This is a genomic window from Streptomyces sp. WMMB 714 (genome assembly GCF_900090125.1).
GTDB classification, from domain to species: domain Bacteria; phylum Actinomycetota; class Actinomycetes; order Streptomycetales; family Streptomycetaceae; genus Streptomyces; species Streptomyces daqingensis.
On sequence record NZ_FMHJ01000008.1, the window covers coordinates 124,350 to 145,018 of the forward strand.

The window sequence follows — 20,669 nt, forward strand, 5'->3', positions numbered from 1 at the left end:
CGAATCCCACCGGCGGCCCTCCCGGCAATCACCCGAGCGAGGGACGCCGCGGACAGGACGGGCGTACAACGGCCGTATCGCCTGCGGCGTACGGGCGCGTCCGCGAGCAGACGCAAGGGACGCACCGGCGTACCGGCGTACCGGCACACGCCGGCGGGCCGGACCGGACGATTCGCCCTGCCGCTGCCGAAACCGCCCACGCCCCGGCCGCCGCCGTGTGAAGCTGACCCCATGGATACCCCCGAGGACCCGCGGCTGGCCGAGAAGCTCAAGGCGGACAGGCCCCATTCGGCACGTGTGTGGAACTACCTGCTCGGCGGCCGGGACAACTACAGCGCCGACCGCATGGCCGGGGACATGATCCTCGACACGTTCCCCGACATCGCCCGGATCGCCCGCCTCCAGCGGTACTTCCTCGCCCGTGCGGTCCGCTACCTGGCCGGTGAGGCGGGTATCCGCCAGTTCCTGGACGTGGGGACGGGGCTGCCCACGGTCGACAACACGCACGAGGTGGCGCAGCGGGTCGCGCCGGAGTGCAGGGTCGTCTACGTGGACAACGACCCGCTCGTGCTCGTACACGCCAACGCGCTGCTCACCAGCAGCAGTGCAGGCTCCTGCGACTACATCGACGCCGACGTCCGCGACCCGGAGTCGATCCTCGAAGGAGCGGCCCGCACCCTCGACTTCAGCCGGCCGATCGCCCTCACCCTGCTCGGCACGATGGGGCAGCTGCCCGACTCCGACGACCCCTGGTCGATCGTGGCCCGCCTCATGGACCGCCTGCCGCCCGGCAGCCACCTCGCGCTGAGCGACGGCACCGACACCGACAAGGCGCTCAACGAGGCCATCGCCGCCTACAACGACAACTCCGCCAGCGAGTACCACCTGCGCAGCCGGGAGCGCATCGCCCGCTTCTTCGACGGGCTGGAGCTGCTGGAGCCCGGAGTGGTGCCCACGACCGACTGGCGGCCCGAGCTGGCCGAACCGGACGGCGGCCCGGCCAGCGTGGACGCTCTCTGCGGCATCGCACGCAAGCCGTGACGCCACGCGGGGGCGGGTCCGGCACGCTGCCGGGGCGGGAGCGGGGCGGGGAAGCCGCGGGCCCCCCGTACGTGAGCGGTCCGCATCCGCTGCTGCGGCTCCTCCTCGACGCCGCCGGGGGGCGTTTCCCGCCGGCGGACGGCGGCGTGACCCTGCTCGGCCCGCTCCCCGGCGGACTGGAGTGCTCGGTGGCCTTCACCGGGCACGCCGTGATCGCGACCGCGCTCCCCGGCGACGAGGTCCGCCGCATGGCTCCCGACGGTTACGGCGCCGGTCTCGCTCCGGAGCTGCTGCGCGCCATGGCAGGGCGGGAGGGCTGGATCGGCGTCATCGACGTCACCCTGGCGGCCCGCGGCACCGGCGGCTCGGGGGCAGCGGCCGCGGCAACGCTGCCCGAACGCCCTGATCTGCACGGGCACCCGCGCGTCCGGTACGCGCGTGAACTGCGCAGCCGCGTACGGACGTTCGGCGACGAGCGCGGCCTCGTCACGCTGTCCGACGGTCTCGCCGGGCGCCGCGAGGTGAGCATCGAACTGCACGAGCCGGGCGAGCGGCCCCGCGGCCTCGGACGCTCCCTGCTCCGGGACGTCCTCACCCAAGTGCCCGACGGGGAGCCGGTGTTCGCCGCGGTCTCCCCGGGGAACGCCCGGTCGCTGCGCGCGTTCCTCGCCGCGGGCTTCACGCCGCTGGGCAGCGAGGTGATCGTCCGTCCCGGACAGCGCTCCGGGGACACCGGGCGCGGACGGCGGTCCGGTTGACGGCGCGGGAGCCGGTCCCGGCCGTCCCGGTCCTCCCCACCGAGCGGCTGGTGCTGCGCCCGCTGCGTGCCGCGCACGCGCCGGAGATGGCGGAGGTGCTCTCCGACCCTGAGCTGTACTCCTTCATCGGCGGCGCGCCTCCGTCCGTCCGGACGCTCCGGTCCCGCTACGAGCGCTGGGAGGCGGGGTCCCCCGATCCGGCCGAACTCTGGTGCAACTGGGTGCTGGAGGCGCGCGACGGGAACCGCCTCACGGGCACGGTCCAGGCGACCGTCACCCGCCATGACGACGGGACCCGCACCGCCGAGATCGCCTGGGTGGTCGGAACTCCCTGGCAGGGCCGGGGAATCGCCACCGAGGCCGCCCGTGCCCTGGTCACTTGGCTGCGGGGGCAGCGCGTGACGCGGATCGTCGCCCACGTCCACCCGCGCCACCCCGCGTCGGAGGCCGTCGCGGCGGCGGCGGGGCTCAGCCCCACGGACCACCGCCAGGACGGCGAGATCCGCTGGGAGAGGCAGGTCCGTACCGTGGACCTGGACGAGCTGCGCGACCGGGCACTGCGCGTCCACGATCTCTATGACGAACTGAACCTCCGCACGCGGGGCCGGACTTGGACCTCGGAGGAGTTCATGCTCGGCTTCACGGGAGACGTCGGGGACCTCGCGAAGCTCGTCATGGCGGAGGAGGGGGCGCGTGACGTGCCCGGCGGCCGTGCCGCGCTGGAGCACGAACTGGCCGACTGCCTCTGGTCGGTGCTCATCCTCGCGCACCGGTACGGCATCGACCTCGAAGCCGCCTTCCTTCGCACCACGGACGGTCTGGACGCGGCGATCAGCGCGCGGCTCCGGGGGATGGGGGACGCCGGGGCGGAACAGGGAACGGGAGGCGGGGATGGCCCATGACCGCCGGCCGGTGGACCTCGGCGCCTACGAGACCCGGGCCCGTTCCGGTCCCTGCTTCGTCTGCGCCTTCGTCGCGGGCGACCCCGAATACGCCCACGAGACGGTGTACGAGGACGGCGAGCACGTCGCGTTCCTCGACCGCTGGCCCACGCTGCCCGGCAAGGTCCTCGTCGCCCCGAAGCGCCATGTGGAGCACGCCGTACGCGACCTGGACGAGGCCCGGTACCTGCGCCTGATGGCGGTCGTGCGCAGGGTCGCCCTCGCCGTGGAGGACGTCCTCGCCCCCGAGCGGACCTATCTGCTGTCGCTCGGCAGCCAGCAGGGCAACGCCCATCTCCACTGGCACGTCGCGGGGTTGCCGCCCGGAGTGCCGTACGAGCAGCAGCAGTACCACGCCCTGATGGCGGAGCACGGCGTACTGGCGGCGACGCCGCGGGAGACGGCGGAACTCGCCGCGCGGCTGCGCGAGGCGGTCGCCGCGCGGTGAGTCGGGCGGTGTCCGTCCACGCCGCAGGAGCCCGCTCCGTCCTTCGGAGGCACCCTGTGCCGCCGCGGCGATCCGTGCTTGTCTTGAGCATGACGATGAGACGCCGGCACTTCCTCCAGTCGCTGACCGCGCTGTCGGCCACCGCCGTACTCACCACCGCCGCCTCGGGCACGGCCGCCGCCACCGCCCCCGCCGCGGCCCCCGATTCGTGGATGTCGCAGCTCCCCGACGGCGTGCTCCTGCGCGAACTCACCATCCCGGGGACGCACAACTCCGGTGCCCGCCACGGCGGTCCGTGGACGGAGTGCCAGAACACCGGCATCGACGAGCAACTCACCGCCGGGATCCGCTTCCTCGACGTGCGCTGCCGCCTCTTCGAGGGCTCCTTCACGATCCACCACGGCCCCTACTACCAGCACCTCAACTTCGACGACGTGCTGGGCTCCTGCCGCGACTTCCTCTCCGCGCACCCCTCGGAGACCGTCCTGATGAGGGTCAAGCAGGAGTACTCGGAGGAGAGCGCGGAGAGCTTCCGCGCCATCTTCGACGACTACCTGGACGGGCGCGGCTGGCGCTCCCTGTTCCAACTGGACGCATCGCTGCCCTCGTTGGGCGGAGCGCGGGGGCGGGTCGTGCTGCTCGGCGACTCGGACGGCCTGCCCGGAGTGCGGTACGGCGACGGGTCCGTCTTCGACATCCAGGACGACTACATGGCCGAGCCGGAAGCCAAGTACCCGCTCGTCGAGGCGCACTTCCGCAAGGCCGCCGCCGAGCCGGGCAAGCTGTACGTCAACTACGTGAGCACCGCCGCGCTCCTCCCGCCCCGCTCCAACGCCGACCGCCTCAACCCCCGCGTGCGCGACCTGCTCACGTCGCCGGACGCCGCCTCATGGACCGGGCTCGGCATCGTGCCGATGGACTACCCCGGCGAACACGACGTCATCGGGGCCTTGTTGGCCCGTCAGCCCGCCTGAACGCCCGTCGGCGCGGCCGCGCCCACCGCCTCAGCCGACGCGCGGCGAGGCGGGGCGCGGCCGTCCGCTCCGAACCGTCTCGGACGTCCGGCCGGGGTCAGGCGCGCGCCGGGTCCTCCCGGGCGACCTCCAGGTTGATGAACCGCGGCTCACCGTCGCACAAAGAACGCATCCGCTCCGCGACATGCCGCGTCTCCGGCAGCTCGTTGTTCCTCATCGCCGCCTCGTAGGAGGGGAACTCGACGATGTCGACGTAGTGTCCGGGCTTCTCGCGGTCCCGTGTGTGGAGCTCCTGCAAGACGGTCCGCTTGCCCTCGCTGGCGGCCAGCCACTCGTCGAAGGCGTCCTCCAACTCGTCCGCACGGGACGTCTCGTACTCGATGATCTGGACGAATGTCATCGGACCTGACCTCCTGTCCCAGCCGTGCCTCTGACGTGTCCTCCCGCGCTGATCCGCACGTTCCGCGCCGTGCGGACCCCGCACGTCCATGGTGCTCCTCGGCGGCACGTGGGCCAAAACAGCCCGCGCGGGGAAAGCAGCTCCGACCTGCTTCTTCTCCTCGCCGCACGGCCGTGGCAGCCTGACCCGGGGCGTCCGCGGGCCCCGTGCGCACGGCCACCGGCAGGGAGAGCTGAACGTGAGACTGGGCTGTATCGCCGACGACTTCACAGGCGCCACGGACCTCGCCAACAACCTCGTCAGATCGGGGCTGCGCACCGTGCAGACCGTGGGCGTCCCCGGCGGGCCGCCGCCCTCGGACGCGGACGCGGTGGTGGTCGCCCTCAAGTCCCGTACGATCCCCGCCCGCGAGGCCGTCGAGCAGTCGCTGTCGGCGGCCACGTGGCTCCGGCGGCACGGAGCGGAACAGCTCTACCTCAAGTACTGCTCCACCTTCGACAGCACGGACGAGGGCAACATCGGCCCCGTGACGGAAGCGCTGATGGACCTGACCGGCTGCGACTTCACCGTCGCCGCCCCCGCCTTCCCCGACAACCGGCGGACCGTCTACCAGGGCCACTTGTTCGTCGGGGACCGGCTGCTCCACGAGTCCGGCATGCGGCACCACCCGCTGACGCCGATGACGGACTCCGACCTGGTCCGCGTGCTCCAGGCGCAGTGCCGGCGCGCCGTGGGGCTGATCGGGCACGGCTCCGTCGCCGCCGGGCCCGCGGCGATCGGGGAGCGGATCGGCCGGCTGCGCTCGGAGGGAGTGGGGCTGGCGGTGCTGGACACCGTGTGCAACGAGGACCTCGTGCACGCCGGAGCGGCCCTGCGCGGTCTGCCCCTGGTGACCGGGGGCTCGGGGCTGGGGATCACGCTCGCCCGCAACTGGGGCGTCGAGCCGGACACGGCCGCCGCCCGCCTGCCCGCGCCCGGGGGCGCGGCGGCTGTCGTCGCCGGAAGCTGCTCCGAGGCGACGAACAGGCAGGTCGAGCACTTCACGGCCGCCGGCCTCCCGGCCCTGGGCCTGGATCCGGTGGAGATCGCAGCGGGGGCGGACGTACCGGGCGCCGCCCTGGAGTGGGCGGAACGCCACCTCGGTGAGGGGCCGGTGCTGATCTACTCGACCGCCCGCCCGGAGTCCGTACGGGAGGTGCGGCGCCGGCTGCCGCCGGGCGCGGACGCCGGGGGCATGATCGAGGACGTGCTCGCCCGGATCGTCCGCGGCCTGGTCGCGCACGGCGTGGGGCGGCTCGTCGTGGCGGGCGGCGAGACGAGCGGTGCCTGCGTGCGGGCTCTGGGCGTCAGCCGTCTCCGCACGGGCGCGCAGATCGACCCCGGCGTGCCGTGGTGCCACGCGGTCGCCGAGGACGCGGGCGGCGTGCCCGTGCACATCGCGCTGAAGTCGGGGAACTTCGGGACGGACGACTTCTTCACCAAGGCGTTCGACGTGCTCGGCCGGTGAGACCTTCCCGGCACCGCCCGTGATGCCGGGACGCGCTCCGTGATGCCGCTCGCGGCCCGTCCGACCCCCTCCCGCCTGCTCGCGCGGCCCGTATCGCCTCCGGCCTCAGGCCGGGGTGCGGGAGCTCTTGACATGGGCGGAAGCCCGGCGCACCATCCTCGGAACGTTAATTAACTATCTAGTGCGTTAACTGCTCCGCCGAGCCGGGAGCGAGCCGCCCGGCCGTACGCTCCACAAGAGCAACCGCGAGGGCAGCGCCGCCGTCCCGCACGCCACATCCGGCGTCCGGCCCGCACACCGCATCCCCGCTCCCTCCCGCGTCCCCCGGCGGAACGCGGGACCGTCCCGGAGGAGTCAGTCCGTGTCCTCACATCCGGCCGACCCCGCACCCGCACCACCACCAGGCGACGGCCCCGGCGGCCCGGACTCCCCGTCCGCCGCGCCCCAGGGCAAGCCGCGCAAGGCCGCGGCAGCCGCCTGGATCGGCAGCGCCCTGGAGTACTACGACTTCTTCATCTACGGCAGCGCCGCCGCCCTGGTCTTCCCGAAGGTCTTCTTCTCCCCGGACGACCCCGCCACCGCGACGCTGATCTCCCTGGCGACCTTCGGCGTCGCCTACGCGGCACGCCCCGTCGGCGCGCTGTTCCTCGGGCACTTCGGCGACCGCCTCGGCAGGCGGAAGATCATGGTGCTCACGCTGATCCTGATGGGCCTCTCGACGTTCCTCATCGGCGCCCTGCCCACGTACGCGCAGATCGGCACCACGGCACCGGTGCTGCTGGTGCTGATGCGGATCCTCCAGGGCCTCTCCGCGGCGGGCGAGCAGGCCAGCGCCAACTCCATGACGCTCGAACACGCCCCGGAGCACCGGCGCGGCTACTACGCCAGCTTCACGCTGAACGGCACGCAGGCCGGCCAGATCCTGGCGACGCTCGTCTTCATCCCGGTCGCCGCCCTCCCCGACGACCAGCTCTACACGTGGGGCTGGCGCATCCCGTTCCTGCTGAGCGCGGCCGTCGCCGTCGCCGGGTACGTCATCCGCCGCAAGCTGGAGGAGACGCCGGTCTTCCAGCGGGTGGCGGCCGACAACGAGGTCGCGAAGCTGCCGCTCGTCGAGCTGGTCCGGAACCACTGGGCCGACGTGCTGCGCGTCGTGGCGGCGGCGCTCATCGCGACGGTGAGCACCATCTTCACCGTGTGGGCGCTGTCGTTCGCGACCAGCGACGCCGGCGGGCTGGAGGACTCCTCCATGCTGTGGGTCGGAGTCCTCGCCAACGCGGTGGCCCTGGTGGCGATCCCGCTGTGGGCGAAGCTCTCGGACCGCGTCGGCCGCAAGCCGGTCTTCCTGACCGGGGCGCTCGGCTCCGGCGTGATGATCTTCGTCTACCTGTGGGCGATCTCGACGGGAAGCCTGCCGCTGGTGCTGCTGACCGGCATCGTCTTCTTCGGCGTCGTCTACAGCGCCGCGAACGGCATCTGGCCCTCCCTGTACGGCGAGATGTTCACCGCGCAGGTGCGCCTGTCCGGCATGGCCGTGGGCACCCAGCTCGGCTTCGCCATCGCGGGGTTCGCCGTCGGCTTCGCCGAGCAGATCGCCGGCCCGGGCGGGGACGGCTGGATCGGCGTCGCCGCGTTCACCGCGGCGTTCTGCGGCATCAGCGCCCTGGCGGTCGCGACGGGCCGCGAGACGCACCACGTGCCCACCGCCGCGCTGGGTCTCAAACAGCGGCCCGCCCCGGAGCACGACGCAGGCAGGCCCGCCGGGCGTCCGTCCGGAGCCGCCAGGTGACCTCGACCGCCCCCGGCTCCTACCTGACCGGCCTCGTCGGCTCGGGCATCGGCCCCTCGCTGAGCCCGCCCCTGCACGAGCGCGAGGCCGACCGGCACGGCCTGCGGCTGCTGTACCGCACCATCGATCTCGAAGCGCCGCCGTGGCCGCCGGGGCTGCGGGCCCCCGGCGACGGCACGGGCGATGTCCCCAGTGACGCCCCCGGCGACGGCACGGGCGGGGCCGGGCCCGGTCCCGCCGCGGGCCGGCTGCTGCGCGCCGCGCGGACGGTCGGCTTCGACGGCCTCAACATCACCCACCCCTGCAAGCAGTCGGTCGTCCCGCATCTGGACGAACTGTCGCCCGAAGCAGCCGAGTTGGGGGCCGTCAACACCGTCGTCCTCCGCGCGGGCACGGCCGTCGGGCACAACACTGACGTCACCGGCTTCAGGAAGTCCTTCACCCGGGGACTGCCCGGCGCCCCCCTCCGCCGTGTCGTCCAGCTCGGAGCGGGCGGCGCGGGAGCCGCCGTCTCCCACGCCCTGCTGGGCCTCGGCGCGGACAGGCTCGTCGTCGTCGACACGGACACGGACCGCGCCGGACGCCTCGCCGCCTCGCTCGCCGGCCGCTTCGGCGAGGGCCGCGTGGCGGCCGCGGGGCGGCACGCCCTGGAAGCCGAACTCACGGACGCGGACGGCCTGGTGAACGCCACTCCCGTCGGCATGGCCGCCCATCCGGGGACGCCGGTGCCCGAGGGGTTCCTCCACCCGGGGCTGTGGGTCGCCGAGGTCGTCTACCGGCCGCTGGAGACCGAACTCCTGCGCCGGGCCCGCCGCATCGGGTGCCGCACCCTCGACGGCGGCGCCATGGCCGCCTTCCAGGCGGCGGACGCCTTCCGGCTGTTCACCGGGCTGGAGCCGCACACCGACCGGATGCTCCAGGACCTCGCCGACCTCGTCGGCACCCCCGCCGGGGCGGCGCGGGGGTAGCGGGGCTCGCGGCCGCCGCCGGGTCGTGCCCCCGCCCGGCAGGCGCCCGCGAGGAGTCCGGACGTACGAGAACACCGGCGCATCCGAGGAGAACGCCATGCGCAAGTCCATCGCCACGGTCTCGCTGAGCGGATCGCTCTCCGAGAAGCTGACCGCTGCGGCCGCAGCGGGCTTCGAGGGGGTGGAGATCTTCGAGAACGACCTGATCGCTTCGCCCCTCACGCCCGAGGAGGTACGGGCGCGCGCCGCCGACCTCGGTCTCGCCGTCGACCTGTACCAGCCGTTCCGCGACTTCGAGGCCGTACCGGACGCGCTCCTGGAGCGGAACCTGCGCCGCGCCGAGCGCAAGTTCGAGGTGATGGAGCGGCTGGGCGCGGACACGATGCTCGTGTGCTCCAGCGTCTCGCCGGACGCGATCGACGACGACGCACTCGCCGCGGAGCAGCTGAACCTGCTCGCCGGACGGGCCGCGCGGCACGGCGTCCGCATCGCCTACGAAGCGCTCGCCTGGGGGCGCCACATCAGCACGTACGACCACGCGTGGCGCGTGGTCGAGGAGGCTGACCATCCGGCGCTGGGAACCTGCCTGGACAGCTTCCACATCCTCTCCCGCGCGTCCGACCCCCGCGGCATCGAGGAGATCCCCGGCGAGAAGATCTTCTTCCTGCAGCTCGCCGACGCCCCGCTGATGGCCATGGACGTCCTCCAGTGGAGCCGCCACTACCGGTGCTTCCCCGGTCAGGGCGGTCTGGACGTCGCCGGGCTGCTGGCGCACGCGGTGCGGGCCGGCTACCGGGGGCCGCTCTCCCTGGAGGTCTTCAACGACGTCTTCCGGCAGGCCGACGCGGGGCGTACGGCACTCGACGCGATGCGTTCGCTGCTCGCCCTGGAGGAGTCCGCGGGACTGGCGGCCCTGCCCGGACCCGTCGTGCCGTCCGGCTTCGCCTTCGCCGAACTGACCGCTGCGGACTCCGAACCGCTCATCTCCCTGCTCGGCTCCCTCGGCTTCGCCCGCACCGGACGGCACCGGGGCAAGCCGGTGGAGCTGTGGGAGCAGGGCGAGGCCAGGGTCCTCATCAACACCGCCGGCTCGGACCGGCGTTCGGGCCCGTCGCTGGCCGCCGTGGGACTGGAGTCCGCCGACCCGGGCGCCTCCGTGCGCCGCGCCGAGACCCTGCTCGCCCCCGTGGTGCCGCGCCGCCGCGGTGAGGACGAGGCCCCGCTGGACGCGGTCGCGGGGCCCGACGGGACGGAGCTGTTCTTCTGCCGCACCGGCAGCGCGGGCCATCCGAGCTGGACGGACGACTTCACACCCGCGGGAGCGGCGGGGACGCCCGGAGCACCGGACGACGGCGGCGGCACCGGGCTCGGCTCCATCGACCACGTGGCGCTTCCCCAGCCCTGGCACCACTTCGACGAGGCCGCCCTGTTCTACCGCAGCGTCCTGGGCCTCGAGTCCGACGAGAGCCAGGACCTGGCCGATCCGTACGGTCTCTTCCGCAGCCTCGCCGTCGCCGGTTCCGGCGGCACTCCGCTGCGCATCGCGCTGAACGTCGCACCCAGCCCGGAGGGCGAGGCGACCCGCAGCCAGCACATCGCCCTGGCCACGGACGACATCCTCGCCACCGCGCGGCGGCTGCGCGACCGGGGAACGCCGGTGCTGCCCATCCCGGCGAACTACTACGACGACCTCGGCGCCCGCTACGAACTGCCCGCCGAACAGCTCGCCGCGCTGCGGGAGTTCGGCATCCTCTACGACCGGGACGGCGGCGGCGAGTTCTTCCACTTCTACACGGTCACCGTGGGCAGGGTCTTCTTCGAAGTAGTCCAGCGCACCGGAGGCTACGACGGCTACGGCGCACGCAACGCCACGGTCAGGCTCGCCGCCCAGCACGCCGCCCAGCTCGGCGCCGTATGACGTCCGCACCCGCGAGTCCGTAGCCTGTCGTGACCGGCACTCGCCGGCCCCGCGGAGCACACCGCCGAACTGAACCCGCCGAGGAGCAGCATGTCCGCCGCCGTCTCCGGCCCCTCGCCCTCCCAGCCGCGGCCTTCCGCGCCTTCCCGCCCGGCAAGGCGTACGCGGGACGCCGCCCGCACGCGTGCGGAGATCCTGGAGGTCGCGACCCGGGAGTTCGCGAGGCTGGGCTACGCGGGGGCGAGGGTGGACGAGATCGCCGCGCGCATCCGGACCACGAAGCGGATGATCTACTACTACTTCGGCAGCAAGGAGGGCCTGTTCACCGCGGTGCTGGAGGAGGCCTACGCGGTCATCCGCCGCAAGGAGCAGCAGCTGGACGTCGAGCACTCGGACCCCGTCGCCGCGATCCGGCGCCTGGCCGAGCTGACCTTCGACCACCACGAGGCCCACCCGGACTTCATCCGCCTCGTCGGCATCGAGAACACCCACCAGGCGGAGCACCTCGCCGCTTCCGAGACGCTCGGCTCCCTCAACTCGCCCGCGATCACGGTCATCGAGCGGATCCTGGAGGCCGGCAGGGCGGAGGGCGTCTTCACGGCCGACGTGGACGCCCTGGACCTCCACGCGATGATCAGCTCGTTCTGCTTCTTCCGCGTCGCCAACCGCCACACGTTCCGCGCGATCTTCGGCCGCGACCTCACGGACCCGGACCGGCACGAGCACTACCGGACGATGCTGGGCGACATGGTCATCGCCTATCTCACGTCGGGTAAGCCTCCTTCGGCCTGAGCCCGGCCCTCCGCCGCGCCCCGCCCCCGGGACGTCCGCACGCCGGTCCCGGAACGGTCTCCGCGAAGCGCACACGAAGTTTTCACTCTGATGACAAAGACGGCCCCGCCCCCGGCGACCGTCCTAAAGTCGGAGACTGCTTTCGCCTTCACAGGAGCGCTGATGAGAGACCAGTTGCCAGCGGCCCGGGCCGCTCGTGTCCGGCAGCGCGAGGAGGGGGCTCCGCCGCACGAGGGGGTCCCGTCCCGGCCGGAGACGCCCAGGCGGCACCGCAGGTTCGCCCTTCCCGTCCTCGCCGCCGCCTCGGTCGTGGCGCTGCTCGGCGGGTGCAGCGACTCGGGCGGGGGCACGGCGTCCGTGAGCGCGAAGGGCACGCCGCCCAGCGTGGAGAAGCTCGGCGGCGCCCTGGAGTGCAAGGTGAAGGTCACCAAGAAGGTCGAGGACTACCGGCTGGGCAGCTGCAAGAAGGACAAGACCCTCTTCACGATGGTCACCTTCAAGGACAACAGGGCGAAGCGCGGCTGGCTCGACTACTCCAAGCCCTACGGCGGCACCTACCTGGTCGGCTCCCGCTGGCTCGTACTCGCCGACTCCGACAAGAAGCTCATCCCCGTGCAGGCCAAGTTCGGCGGGACGATCGAGCAGGGCGCGTCCCACGGCCACGGCCGCAGCTGACGCGGCCGGACGGACCGTTCAACGCCGACGAGGCAGCCGATGCAACCGCACTTCGCCCAGCGCACCGCCCTCCGCCCGTGCCGTCATGTAGGTGCAGTAGGGCTGGCGGCGGCGGTCGGTGGGCGAGCCCGGGTTGAGCAGCCGCAGACGCCCGTCTTCCGTCGTGGTGTCCCACGGGATGTGGCTGTGGCCGAAGACCAGCACGTCACGCCCGGAGAATCGTTCCGCGCAGCGGCGCTCGCGGCCCTGCGCGGGGCCGGTCTCGTGCACGACGGAGAAGCGGACTCCCCCCAGTTCCACGTCGGCCCTCTCGCTCAGGCGCTCCCGCAGTCCGGGGCCGTCGTTGTTGCCGTGGACGGCGACGAGCAGCCGGGCGCGCGCCTCGAACAGGTCGAGGGTGGCGGTGTCGACCCAGTCCCCGGCGTGGAAGACGGCGTCGGCGCGGTCGATCTCGTCCAGCAGCGGTCCGGGAATCTGCTTGGCCCGCTTCGGCAGGTGGGTGTCCGAGGTCAGCAGGAGTCGCACATGGCGACCATAACGGACACCGGCGAGAGCCCGGCAAGGGCTTTCGGTCCGGCCGCCGGCACCCCCGCCCACCCGTCGATAAGGGAGAGGCGAGGACGAACAACCCGTTAAGGGGCCTGCGGGGCATTCCTTCGATATGGCCCGAAATCCGGACGGGATTTTCCCCGGGATCTGGCCGATTGTGTTCGAGCACACATTCTAATAGGCGTTTCGGTGGACCGTCGCCAAAGGACCGGCGGGGAAGGAATCCGGCACACCGGTACGCCGTCGCCCTTTCGGTACGAGACGGCACGGCCCCACGGCGCGGTGAGGCGTGCGCACAGGCACGGACGGCCGGTGCCCCATGGCGGCGGAGGAGCCCGCCGCGGCCCGGGGAGAGCACGGGCTTCAGGGGAATATGCAGGTCACGCATGCCGACAACGTAAACGGGCCACCGCGCTCCCCACGGCGGCGACAGTTTTCCGCGGCGCTCCGCCAGTCGGCCGGAAATCAACCGCCCGAGAGGCGCGGGATGTACCTCCGCACCCCGGCTGCCGGCTCGGCCCCGAACACCACATCAGGGGAGCACGGCGGAGCGACCGCGGAAAACCGCGTGGAAACCAGGTTCCCGCCCGCCCGGGCGTCCGGGAACCGTACCGGTCACGGCCCTTCGGCCTATCGGAGGCTGGCTCCGTTCTCACCGTCCTGGCCGGCCGCGGGCCAGCCCTGGCCGATGCGCTCGAACTGGGACGTCAGGTCGGCAGCCAGCTTCTGCTCGCTGCCGCTCGGGGCCTGCCCGGTGATGTTCATCGCCACGGTCAGGACGCCGCTGACGGGGGCCGTCGGCGACAGCCGTACCGGAGTGCAGGTGAAGGTGAAGACCTGCGGCTCCTCGAAGTCGTAGGACGCGATGCGCGCCTCGCCGAGCGTCGCCGTCTGACCCGAACTCAGCGCACGGTCCATGGCCTTGAAGACGCCGACGGAGTCGAGCCCCGGAAGGACCTGCCGGCCCTTGCTGAGCTGCTGGACCCGGCCGAAAGCCGCGCCCTGCTTGGCGTTGGCGTAGCGCAGCACGTGGTCGGGGCCCTCGGTGAGCATGATGGGGAAGGGCGCCCCGTCGAAGATGGCGAACATCTCCTGCTGCTGGGCGAGGAGGCTGTCCCGCAGCTGGAACTCGGAGAGCAGGGTCGAGGCGAGGCTCTGCATGCTCTCCATGTGGTCGGAACTCCACTGGCGGGGCCGCATGTCCGCCACGCACACGGTGCCGAGGATCACGCCGGTGTGGTCCAGGAGCGGGGTGCCGAGGTAGGACCGCACGCCCATCTCGTTCACCAGCGGGTTGCCCTTGAAGCGGGGGTAGTCGAAGACGTCGTCCAGGGCGAGCTGCGACTTGTCGGCGACCACGTGGGGGCAGAAGCCGTAGTCGATGGGGGCTTCGCGGGCGACCTCGGGGAGGTTGCTCAGGTCGAAGGCGATGCCTTCGCTGCCGCCGCCGTCGTCTCCGCTGGGCGGCGTGTACATGCCGCGGAACATCTGGCGCTCGTCGTTGATGAAGTTGACCATCGCCAGGGGCGCTTGGGCGAAGCGGCCGGCGAGCCGGGCCACGCGGTCGAACTTCGCTTCGGGGTCCGAGGTGTTGAGGCCGAGTATTTGCAGCCGCCGCCGGCGCTGCTCGCCCTCTTCCGGGGTGGGGTTGGGTGTCCGGGGTTCCATGAGTGCACATGAAACCAGACCCGGGACCGTACGTACTGTCCCCGAGGCAACTACGGGTACTTCTGGTCACAACTCTCTTACAGCGACGGCCCGTTGACGGTCCGTACAGCAGCGCCGGCCGCTGCCGGCACGGCCTGCGAGGGGCCAGTCTGGCATTCTGTCCAGTTTTCTCCTTCCGAACCGGCCGACGATCACTTCCCGCCATTCCACCGAGCGCTATCGAGCATGAACGGTCTCGCATATGACAATGGGTGCCGCGTGTTTGACGGGTGATCGGAGACACGCGGTTGCCCTTGCGGCGGATGTGACCGGAGAATGCCGGCTCCCGCCGCATGGGCGGGGTGTGACCCCCTCCCGCCGAACAGCGGTGCGAGGGGCCGGACTTGAGCCAAGGCGTGAGGAGGGAGCGAAGCGTGGCGAGCCGCGTACGTCACTCCACGGGGAGCATCGTGCCGCAGGCTTCCGCAGCAGGGCCCTGTCAGTGAAGCGGATATGAGCTATCTCCTAAGAACTCCACGAATTCCTATGAGGCTTGCGGCAACGGTGCGCCTCCCACGCATCAGCCGGATCGGCCCACCCCCACGAACCACCCGCCGCACCGGCACCATCGGCGAGGACGGACACGCCGGCAGCACCGGCAGAACCGGCGCCGAGAGGGCGGCCCCCGCAGGGGCCTCCCGTTTGGATCTCCGCGGGTCCGCGACGACAGCTACGGCACCTGCCTGCGTTGTCGGAGCCGTCCGAGTACGCCCCTGGCCTTCGGCATGGGGGACCCCAGTACGAGGACGACCCTCCGCCTTGCGACGTAGCGCATCCGACGCCGCGGTCCGATCCACGGAGATCCGAACGAGAGACCCATGGCCGTGCCGTGCACGACGCCGCCGTACACGTGCGCCCGAGCGCAGAGAGCGTACGGCGGAGAACCCGGCAAGACACCTGGCCGGGTGTCGCTGACCCGCACGACGTCAGAGTCATTCGCAGAGTGACGAGTTCCTGCCTGCCCGTTCCCGGGACGCCCTCCCCGGCGCGGAGGTTCCGAAGGCGCGTCAGCCGCCTTCCGGGCCCCGTCCCGCCGGGAGCAGCGGCGCAGGTGAGCGCGCCGGCGCAGGGACATCAGGGAAGCATTGAAGGGGTGTACGGGTGAAGAGGTCGAAGGCGGACATCGAGGCACGGTCGGTGGCTGTGATCGGCATGGCGTGCCGGTTCCCGGGCGCGTCCGGAGCCGACGAGCTGTGGGACATACTGAGCGACGGCCGGGACGTCACGAGTGAGACGCCGGCCGACCGCTACGACGTGGACGCCCTGTACTCCCCCGAGGGGAAACCCGGGACGGTGCGCAGCCGCCGCGCGGGATACCTCGAGGACATGGCCGACTTCGACGCCGAGTTCTTCGAGATGTCACGCACCGAGGCCGTCGAACTCGACCCCCAGCACCGGCTGTTGCTGATGACGACCTGGGAGGCGCTGGAGGACGCCGGTCAGCGGCCCGACGCGCTCGCCGGCAGCAGGACGGGCGTGTACGTGGGCAACACCCGCGCCGACTTCCTCGAGACGCGTTTCCGGGAGGGCCTGGAGTCCGTCACGCCCTCCGCGTTCCACAACTTCCGCTCGCTGCTTCCGGCCCGGCTCTCCTGGGTCTACGACCTGCGGGGCCCGAGCGTCACGATCGACACCGCGTGCTCGTCGTCGCTCGCCGCGGTGCACGCGGCCGTGCAGAGCCTGCGCGCCAAGGAGACCCCGCTGGCGATCGCCGCCGGGGTCAACCTCGCGCTCCGTCCGGACGAGACCGTGATGATGACTCAGGCCGGGACCCTCGCGACCGACGGCCGCAGCAAGTTCGGGGACGCGAACGCCGACGGCTACGCACCGAGCGACGGCGTCGGCGTCGTCATCCTCAAGCCGCTCACGGAAGCGCGCGCCGACGGCGACCGCATCCGCGCCGTGATCCGCGGCAGCGCCATCAGCAACGACGGACGCACCAGCGACTCACTGATCACGCCCTCGCTGGCGGGCCAGATCGAGGTGCTCAGATGGGCCTACGAGGACGCCGGCGTCTCCCCGTCGGACGTCGACTTCGTCGAGGCGCACGGCACGGGTTCGCCGGCACTCGACCCGCTCGAACTCTGCGCGCTCGGCCAGGTCCTCGGAGAGGGAAGGCCGCTGGACCGCCGCTGCTACGTCGGTTCGGTGAAGACCAACGTCGGGCACGCGGAGGCGGCGGGCGGCATGGCAGGCCTGATCAAGACGGTCATGTGCCTCGAACACGGCCAGCTGCCGCCGACCCTCCACCACGACTCCCCCAACCCCCTCGTCCCCTGGGAGAACCTGCCGCTGGAGGTCCCCACCAAGCTGCAGGACCTGCCCGACCACGGCAGGCCCGTCCTCGCGGGGATCACCGGACAGGGCGGCTCCTGCCTCAACGCCCACCTGGTGGTCGCTCAGGGCGAGACCACCGCGGGCGGCAACACCCCGCTGCTGCGGCGGCCGCGGCTGACGAGCAGGGCGTACATGCTGCCGCTCTCGGCCCGGACCCCCGCCGCGCTGGAGGCACTCGCCCGCGCCTACATCCGGTACCTGGGACCCGACGGGCAGGGCTCCACCCACCCGCTGCGCGACATCTGCTTCAGCGCCGCGACCCGCCGCCAGCACCACGCGCACCGGATCGCGGTGACGGGCACCTCCCACGACGAGATCGTCACCGCCCTCGAACGCTTCCTGAACGGTGAGGCGCAGGTCGAGGACAAGCGCACCAGGAAGCTGTCCTCCTTCGTCGAGCAGTACCTGGCCGGCCGCCCCGTCGACTCCGACCAGCTCTTCGGCTCCGGCTGCCGGTTCGTGCCGCTGCCGGCCTACCCGTGGCAGACGCAGCGCTACTGGCCCGGCGAGCAGGGCCCCCCGGAGGACAGCGCGGACCTGGCCGCGGCGGTGCTCCGCGAGCACGCGCGCAACCCGCAGACGGAGTTCAGCGACAGCTCGCTCCTGTCGGAGATCGGCATCGACTCCCTGGCGCGGCTCCAGATCACCGTCAAACTGGCGGGCGACCACAACTACGACGTCGACGCGGAGGAGCTGGCCGAGCTGCGCACCGTGGGCGAGCTGCGGCACTGGCTCAACGGGCTGGAGGCGCAGGCCGTATGAGCAGCGGTGACCACCGGGCCGCGGGCGGCGGTCCGCAGACCCTGTACGAGTGGTTCGCTCAGTCCGCTGCCCGGTTCAGCGGTGAACCGGCCCTGGAAGTCGGCCGGTCCGTCCTGACGTACGGACAACTGCGGGCGTCCGCAGAGGTGTTGGCGCGGCAGCTCGTCGACGCCCACGGCGGTACGCCTCCCCGCCGCGTCGGCCTGCTGGCCGGCCGTTCGCTGACCGCCTACGCCGGCTACCTCGCCGCGCTGCGGACCGGCGCCGCGGTCGTGCCCCTCAACCCGAACCCGGAGTTCCCCGTCGCGCGCAACGCCGCGATGGCCGCGGCGGCCGGACTCGACCTGATCGTCACCGACACGCGGCAGTCCGCCGAGACGGCGACGGAGCTGGACGTGCCGCTGCTCACCGTCGATCCGGACCGGTTGGCGGAGACGGCCGGGACCGGAGCCCTCGGCGGGGACGGGGCCGGTGAGCGGGACGCTCTCCCCCCGTGCCCCTCCGCACCGGACGACGTCGCCTACATCATCTTCACGTCGGGATCCACGGGCACCCCCAAGGGGGTTCCGGTACTGCACCGCAACGTCGCCGCGTACCTCTCGCACGTGGTCCCCCGCTACGGTGCGGGCCCCGGCAGCAGGCTCTCCCAGGCCTTCGACCTGACCTTCGACGGCTCCGTCTACGACCTGTTCGTCGCCTGGAGTTCGGGCGGGACGCTCGTCGTGCCGACGCGCGGCCAGCTGGCGTCCCCGGTGAAGTTCATCAACGACCGGCAGATCACCCACTGGTTCTCGGTGCCCTCGCTCGCCTCCTTCGCCTCCGCGCTGAACTCGCTCGGACCGGGCAGCATGCCCACCCTGCGCTGGAGCGTCTTCGGCGGTGAAGCGCTGCCCATGGCACAGGCGTTGGAGTGGCAGGCCGCCGCCCCGCACAGCGCCCTGGAGATCCTCTACGGGCCGACCGAGGTCACCGTCTCCTGCACCGAGTACCTCCTGCCGCGCGACCCGCAGCGGCGGCCCAGCCCGTCCAACGGCACCGTCCCGATCGGGACCTGCTACCCGGCCCTGGAACACGTCGTCCTGGACGAGGACGGCAGACCGGCCGGCGAGGGCGAGTTGTGCGTCCGCGGTCCGCAGCGCTTCCCCGGCTACCTCGACCCCGCCAACAACGCGGGACGCTTCCTCTCCCTCGACCCCGACGGCACCGTCCGGCCCTTCACCGGCGAGACGCCCCTGACGGAGGAGCACTGGTACCGCACAGGTGACCGCGTCGGCCTGCAGGACGGGCAGCTCGTCCACCTCGGACGCGTGGACCACCAGGTGAAGATCCGCGGCTACCGGATCGAGCTCGGGGAGATCGAGGCCGTACTCAGGGAGGAGCCCGGCGTGCGGGACGCCGTGGCCCTGGCGGTGCGGGGCCGCAGCGGGCTCGACGACCTGGAGGCCGCCGTCACCGGAGCCGTCGGCGACCCGGAACGGATGATCAGCGCGCTCAGAACGCGGCTGCCCGGCTACATGGTCCCGCGGAGGATCACCGTCGTCGACGAACTGCCGCTCAACGCGCACGGCAAGACCGACCGCAGAGCCCTCGCGGCGGCGCTCGCCGGCTCCGCCGCGGCAGCCGCCACGACCGCCGCCCCCCGCTGAGACCGCGCCCCGGACCCCGGACGTTTCGGCCGGAAACAGGCTTGCGGCCGACGGGGCCAGGCCAAGCCTGAGCGGGCATGGGGCCATGCTGCCCGGAACCTCGTATATTCCTTCTCTTTCGCGCCGTCCCGCTCGCCCCCGTCCGCCCCCGCTGCCCCGCCCCGTTCCTGCGCGCCGACCTCTGTGAGGACACCATGTTCGATGCGATCGTCGTAGGAGCCCGCTGTGCAGGTTCCCCCACGGCCATGCTGCTGGCCCGCGCGGGCTACCGGGTGCTGATGCTCGACCGGGCGGAGTTCCCGTCCGACACCCTCTCCACGCACCTCGTCCACCAGCCCGGAGTGGCGGCGCTCGCCCGCTGGGGGCTGCTGGACCGGGTGCGCGCCTCGGGGTGCCCGCCGCTGGACCAGGCGGTCTACGAGGTCGCCGACATCCGCCTCGAAGGGTGCAGCCGCGGAGTCGAGGGCCAGCGCTGCGGCTACGCACCGCGCCGCCACGTCCTCGACGCGATCCTCGTGGACGGCGCCGTGGAATCCGGTGTCGAGTTCCGGCCGCACTGCTCCGTCAGCGGGCTGCTGCGCGACGGGTCCGGCCGGGTCACCGGCGTCGAAGGCACGTACGGCGGCAGCCGGTTCACCGAGCACGCGCGCCTCGTCATCGGCGCGGACGGCATGCGCTCCCGGGTCGCGGAGCACTGCGGAGCGGAGTACACCTCGCGGAAGCCGCGCCTGACGTGCGCGTACTACGCGTACTGGGCCGGCGTGCCGGCCGATCTGGAGCTGTACGAGCGGCCCCGCAGCTGGGTGGCGGCCGTGCCGACCAACGACGACGCGACGCTCGTCCTCACCTACTTCCCCCAGGACCGCTTCGAGGAGGTCCGTGCCGACGCGCAGAGCGCCTACCTCGCCCAAGTACGCGACGGGGCCCCCGCGTTGTACGAGCGCCTCCGGGGCAAGGAACGCGTCGAGCGGCTCCGCGGTACCGGCGACCAGCAGAACTTCTTCCGGCAGGCGGCCGGGCCGGGCTGGGCGCTCGTCGGCGACGCCGGGCACCACAAGGACTCCATCACCGCACGCGGCATCAGCGACGCGTTCTTCCAGGCCGAAAGCCTCACCCGGCACATCGGGGACCGGCTCGGCGGCGAACCCGCGCTGCTGGACGCCGCGTTGCGCTCCTACGAACAGGAGCGGGACGCGCAGCTGACGGAGGGCTTCGAGGCGACGCTGTCCGCAGCACAGCTGGAGACGCACGAGAAGCGCCTCGCGCTGCTGCGCGCGGTGCAGGCGGACCCCGAACTCACCACGACGTACTTCGACATCGTCGCCGGTATCAAATCCGTCACGGACCTCTACACACCCCGCCTGCTGGCGCTGCTGTGACACCGGCGTACGGGCGGCCGGGCCCGCCGGTACGGGCCGCGCTGCCGGACGGGCCGGCGTCCGGATACCGGTCAGCGC

General features: G+C 72.4%; 17 protein-coding genes. 14 read left to right on the plus strand and 3 right to left on the minus strand.

Translation table 11 applies throughout. The annotated features are described in order from the left end of the window. Positions 1 to 231 precede the first annotated feature (231 nt). The 5 genes from H181DRAFT_RS16450 to H181DRAFT_RS16470 all read left to right on the plus strand — a co-directional run bounded on the left by H181DRAFT_RS16450 (position 232) and on the right by H181DRAFT_RS16470 (position 4,162). Positions 232 to 1,041 (plus strand): SAM-dependent methyltransferase, encoded by an 810-nt coding sequence (locus H181DRAFT_RS16450; RefSeq protein ID WP_045865238.1) that lies wholly within the window; start codon positions 232 to 234, stop codon positions 1,039 to 1,041. Positions 1,042 to 1,112: 71 nt separating this feature from the next. Beyond that, entirely contained in the window at positions 1,113 to 1,799 is a 687-nt protein-coding gene (locus H181DRAFT_RS16455) for a hypothetical protein (RefSeq protein WP_045865239.1), read from the plus strand. Next, positions 1,796 to 2,701 carry a GNAT family N-acetyltransferase gene (locus H181DRAFT_RS30230; RefSeq protein WP_074467900.1) on the plus strand — a complete coding sequence of 302 codons (906 nt, stop codon included), beginning with the start codon at positions 1,796 to 1,798 and terminating at the stop codon, positions 2,699 to 2,701. The genes H181DRAFT_RS16455 and H181DRAFT_RS30230 overlap by 4 nt, the downstream gene beginning before the upstream one ends. Further along, complete coding sequence (locus H181DRAFT_RS16465) at positions 2,691 to 3,188, plus strand: HIT family protein (RefSeq protein ID WP_254666871.1); 498 nt, start codon at positions 2,691 to 2,693, stop codon at positions 3,186 to 3,188. Before H181DRAFT_RS30230 ends, H181DRAFT_RS16465 begins: the two co-directional genes overlap by 11 nt. A 95-nt stretch (positions 3,189 to 3,283) precedes the next feature. Beyond that, positions 3,284 to 4,162 (plus strand): phosphatidylinositol-specific phospholipase C, encoded by an 879-nt coding sequence (locus H181DRAFT_RS16470; RefSeq protein ID WP_045865240.1) that lies wholly within the window; start codon positions 3,284 to 3,286, stop codon positions 4,160 to 4,162. Between the two features lie 97 nt (positions 4,163 to 4,259). Here the strand turns inward: H181DRAFT_RS16470 and H181DRAFT_RS16475 are convergent, their stop codons facing one another. After that, positions 4,260 to 4,562: a hypothetical protein gene (locus H181DRAFT_RS16475; protein ID WP_045865241.1), complete on the minus strand. Its 303-nt coding sequence runs from the start codon at positions 4,560 to 4,562 to the stop codon at positions 4,260 to 4,262. 238 nt (positions 4,563 to 4,800) lie between these two features. Here H181DRAFT_RS16475 and otnK point away from each other — a divergent pair, with 238 nt between their 5' ends. The 6 genes from otnK to H181DRAFT_RS16505 all read left to right on the plus strand — a co-directional run bounded on the left by otnK (position 4,801) and on the right by H181DRAFT_RS16505 (position 12,211). Continuing rightward, positions 4,801 to 6,069 (plus strand): 3-oxo-tetronate kinase, encoded by a 1,269-nt coding sequence (gene otnK, locus H181DRAFT_RS16480; RefSeq protein ID WP_368073270.1) that lies wholly within the window; start codon positions 4,801 to 4,803, stop codon positions 6,067 to 6,069. 481 nt (positions 6,070 to 6,550) lie between these two features. Then, entirely contained in the window at positions 6,551 to 7,858 is a 1,308-nt protein-coding gene (locus tag H181DRAFT_RS16485; protein ID WP_045865411.1) for an MFS transporter, read from the plus strand. Continuing rightward, positions 7,855 to 8,826 carry a shikimate dehydrogenase gene (locus tag H181DRAFT_RS16490; RefSeq protein WP_045865242.1) on the plus strand — a complete coding sequence of 324 codons (972 nt, stop codon included), beginning with the start codon at positions 7,855 to 7,857 and terminating at the stop codon, positions 8,824 to 8,826. The genes H181DRAFT_RS16485 and H181DRAFT_RS16490 overlap by 4 nt, the downstream gene beginning before the upstream one ends. A gap of 97 nt (positions 8,827 to 8,923) precedes the next feature. Further along, positions 8,924 to 10,744, plus strand: coding sequence for a bifunctional sugar phosphate isomerase/epimerase/4-hydroxyphenylpyruvate dioxygenase family protein (locus H181DRAFT_RS16495; RefSeq protein WP_045865243.1), 1,821 nt, complete (start codon positions 8,924 to 8,926; stop codon positions 10,742 to 10,744). Positions 10,745 to 10,834: 90 nt separating this feature from the next. Next, entirely contained in the window at positions 10,835 to 11,536 is a 702-nt protein-coding gene (locus tag H181DRAFT_RS16500; protein ID WP_045865244.1) for a TetR/AcrR family transcriptional regulator, read from the plus strand. 162 nt (positions 11,537 to 11,698) lie between these two features. Continuing rightward, positions 11,699 to 12,211 carry a hypothetical protein gene (locus tag H181DRAFT_RS16505; RefSeq protein WP_052708608.1) on the plus strand — a complete coding sequence of 171 codons (513 nt, stop codon included), beginning with the start codon at positions 11,699 to 11,701 and terminating at the stop codon, positions 12,209 to 12,211. An 18-nt stretch (positions 12,212 to 12,229) separates the two neighbouring features. Here the strand turns inward: H181DRAFT_RS16505 and H181DRAFT_RS16510 are convergent, their stop codons facing one another. Next, positions 12,230 to 12,736 carry a metallophosphoesterase family protein gene (locus H181DRAFT_RS16510; protein WP_045865245.1) on the minus strand — a complete coding sequence of 169 codons (507 nt, stop codon included), beginning with the start codon at positions 12,734 to 12,736 and terminating at the stop codon, positions 12,230 to 12,232. Between the two features lie 654 nt (positions 12,737 to 13,390). Then, positions 13,391 to 14,428: a GAF domain-containing protein gene (locus H181DRAFT_RS16515; RefSeq protein WP_045865246.1), complete on the minus strand. Its 1,038-nt coding sequence runs from the start codon at positions 14,426 to 14,428 to the stop codon at positions 13,391 to 13,393. Between the two features lie 1,140 nt (positions 14,429 to 15,568). Between H181DRAFT_RS16515 and H181DRAFT_RS16520 the strand changes: the two genes are divergently transcribed. The 3 genes from H181DRAFT_RS16520 to H181DRAFT_RS16530 all read left to right on the plus strand — a co-directional run bounded on the left by H181DRAFT_RS16520 (position 15,569) and on the right by H181DRAFT_RS16530 (position 20,591). After that, positions 15,569 to 17,566, plus strand: coding sequence for a type I polyketide synthase (locus H181DRAFT_RS16520; protein ID WP_254666872.1), 1,998 nt, complete (start codon positions 15,569 to 15,571; stop codon positions 17,564 to 17,566). Next, on the plus strand, positions 17,563 to 19,212 hold the full coding sequence (locus tag H181DRAFT_RS16525) for an amino acid adenylation domain-containing protein (protein WP_045865247.1): 1,650 nt from the start codon (positions 17,563 to 17,565) through the stop codon (positions 19,210 to 19,212). The genes H181DRAFT_RS16520 and H181DRAFT_RS16525 overlap by 4 nt, the downstream gene beginning before the upstream one ends. A gap of 194 nt (positions 19,213 to 19,406) precedes the next feature. Beyond that, on the plus strand, positions 19,407 to 20,591 hold the full coding sequence (locus H181DRAFT_RS16530) for an NAD(P)/FAD-dependent oxidoreductase (protein WP_045865248.1): 1,185 nt from the start codon (positions 19,407 to 19,409) through the stop codon (positions 20,589 to 20,591). Positions 20,592 to 20,669 lie beyond the last annotated feature (78 nt).

Excerpts from the sequence above, each read along its gene's own strand:
- H181DRAFT_RS16525 (WP_045865247.1), top strand. The coding sequence starts at position 17,563 with ATGAGCAGCGGTGACCACCGGGCCGCGGGCGGCGGTCCGCAGACCCTG.
- H181DRAFT_RS16475 (WP_045865241.1), bottom strand. The coding sequence starts at position 4,562 with ATGACATTCGTCCAGATCATCGAGTACGAGACGTCCCGTGCGGACGAG.
- H181DRAFT_RS16515 (WP_045865246.1), bottom strand. The coding sequence starts at position 14,428 with ATGGAACCCCGGACACCCAACCCCACCCCGGAAGAGGGCGAGCAGCGC.
- H181DRAFT_RS16505 (WP_052708608.1), top strand. The coding sequence starts at position 11,699 with ATGAGAGACCAGTTGCCAGCGGCCCGGGCCGCTCGTGTCCGGCAGCGC.
- H181DRAFT_RS16530 (WP_045865248.1), top strand. The coding sequence starts at position 19,407 with ATGTTCGATGCGATCGTCGTAGGAGCCCGCTGTGCAGGTTCCCCCACG.
- H181DRAFT_RS16450 (WP_045865238.1), top strand. The coding sequence starts at position 232 with ATGGATACCCCCGAGGACCCGCGGCTGGCCGAGAAGCTCAAGGCGGAC.
- H181DRAFT_RS16465 (WP_254666871.1), top strand. The coding sequence starts at position 2,691 with ATGGCCCATGACCGCCGGCCGGTGGACCTCGGCGCCTACGAGACCCGG.
- H181DRAFT_RS16500 (WP_045865244.1), top strand. The coding sequence starts at position 10,835 with ATGTCCGCCGCCGTCTCCGGCCCCTCGCCCTCCCAGCCGCGGCCTTCC.
- H181DRAFT_RS16495 (WP_045865243.1), top strand. The coding sequence starts at position 8,924 with ATGCGCAAGTCCATCGCCACGGTCTCGCTGAGCGGATCGCTCTCCGAG.
- H181DRAFT_RS16470 (WP_045865240.1), top strand. The coding sequence starts at position 3,284 with ATGAGACGCCGGCACTTCCTCCAGTCGCTGACCGCGCTGTCGGCCACC.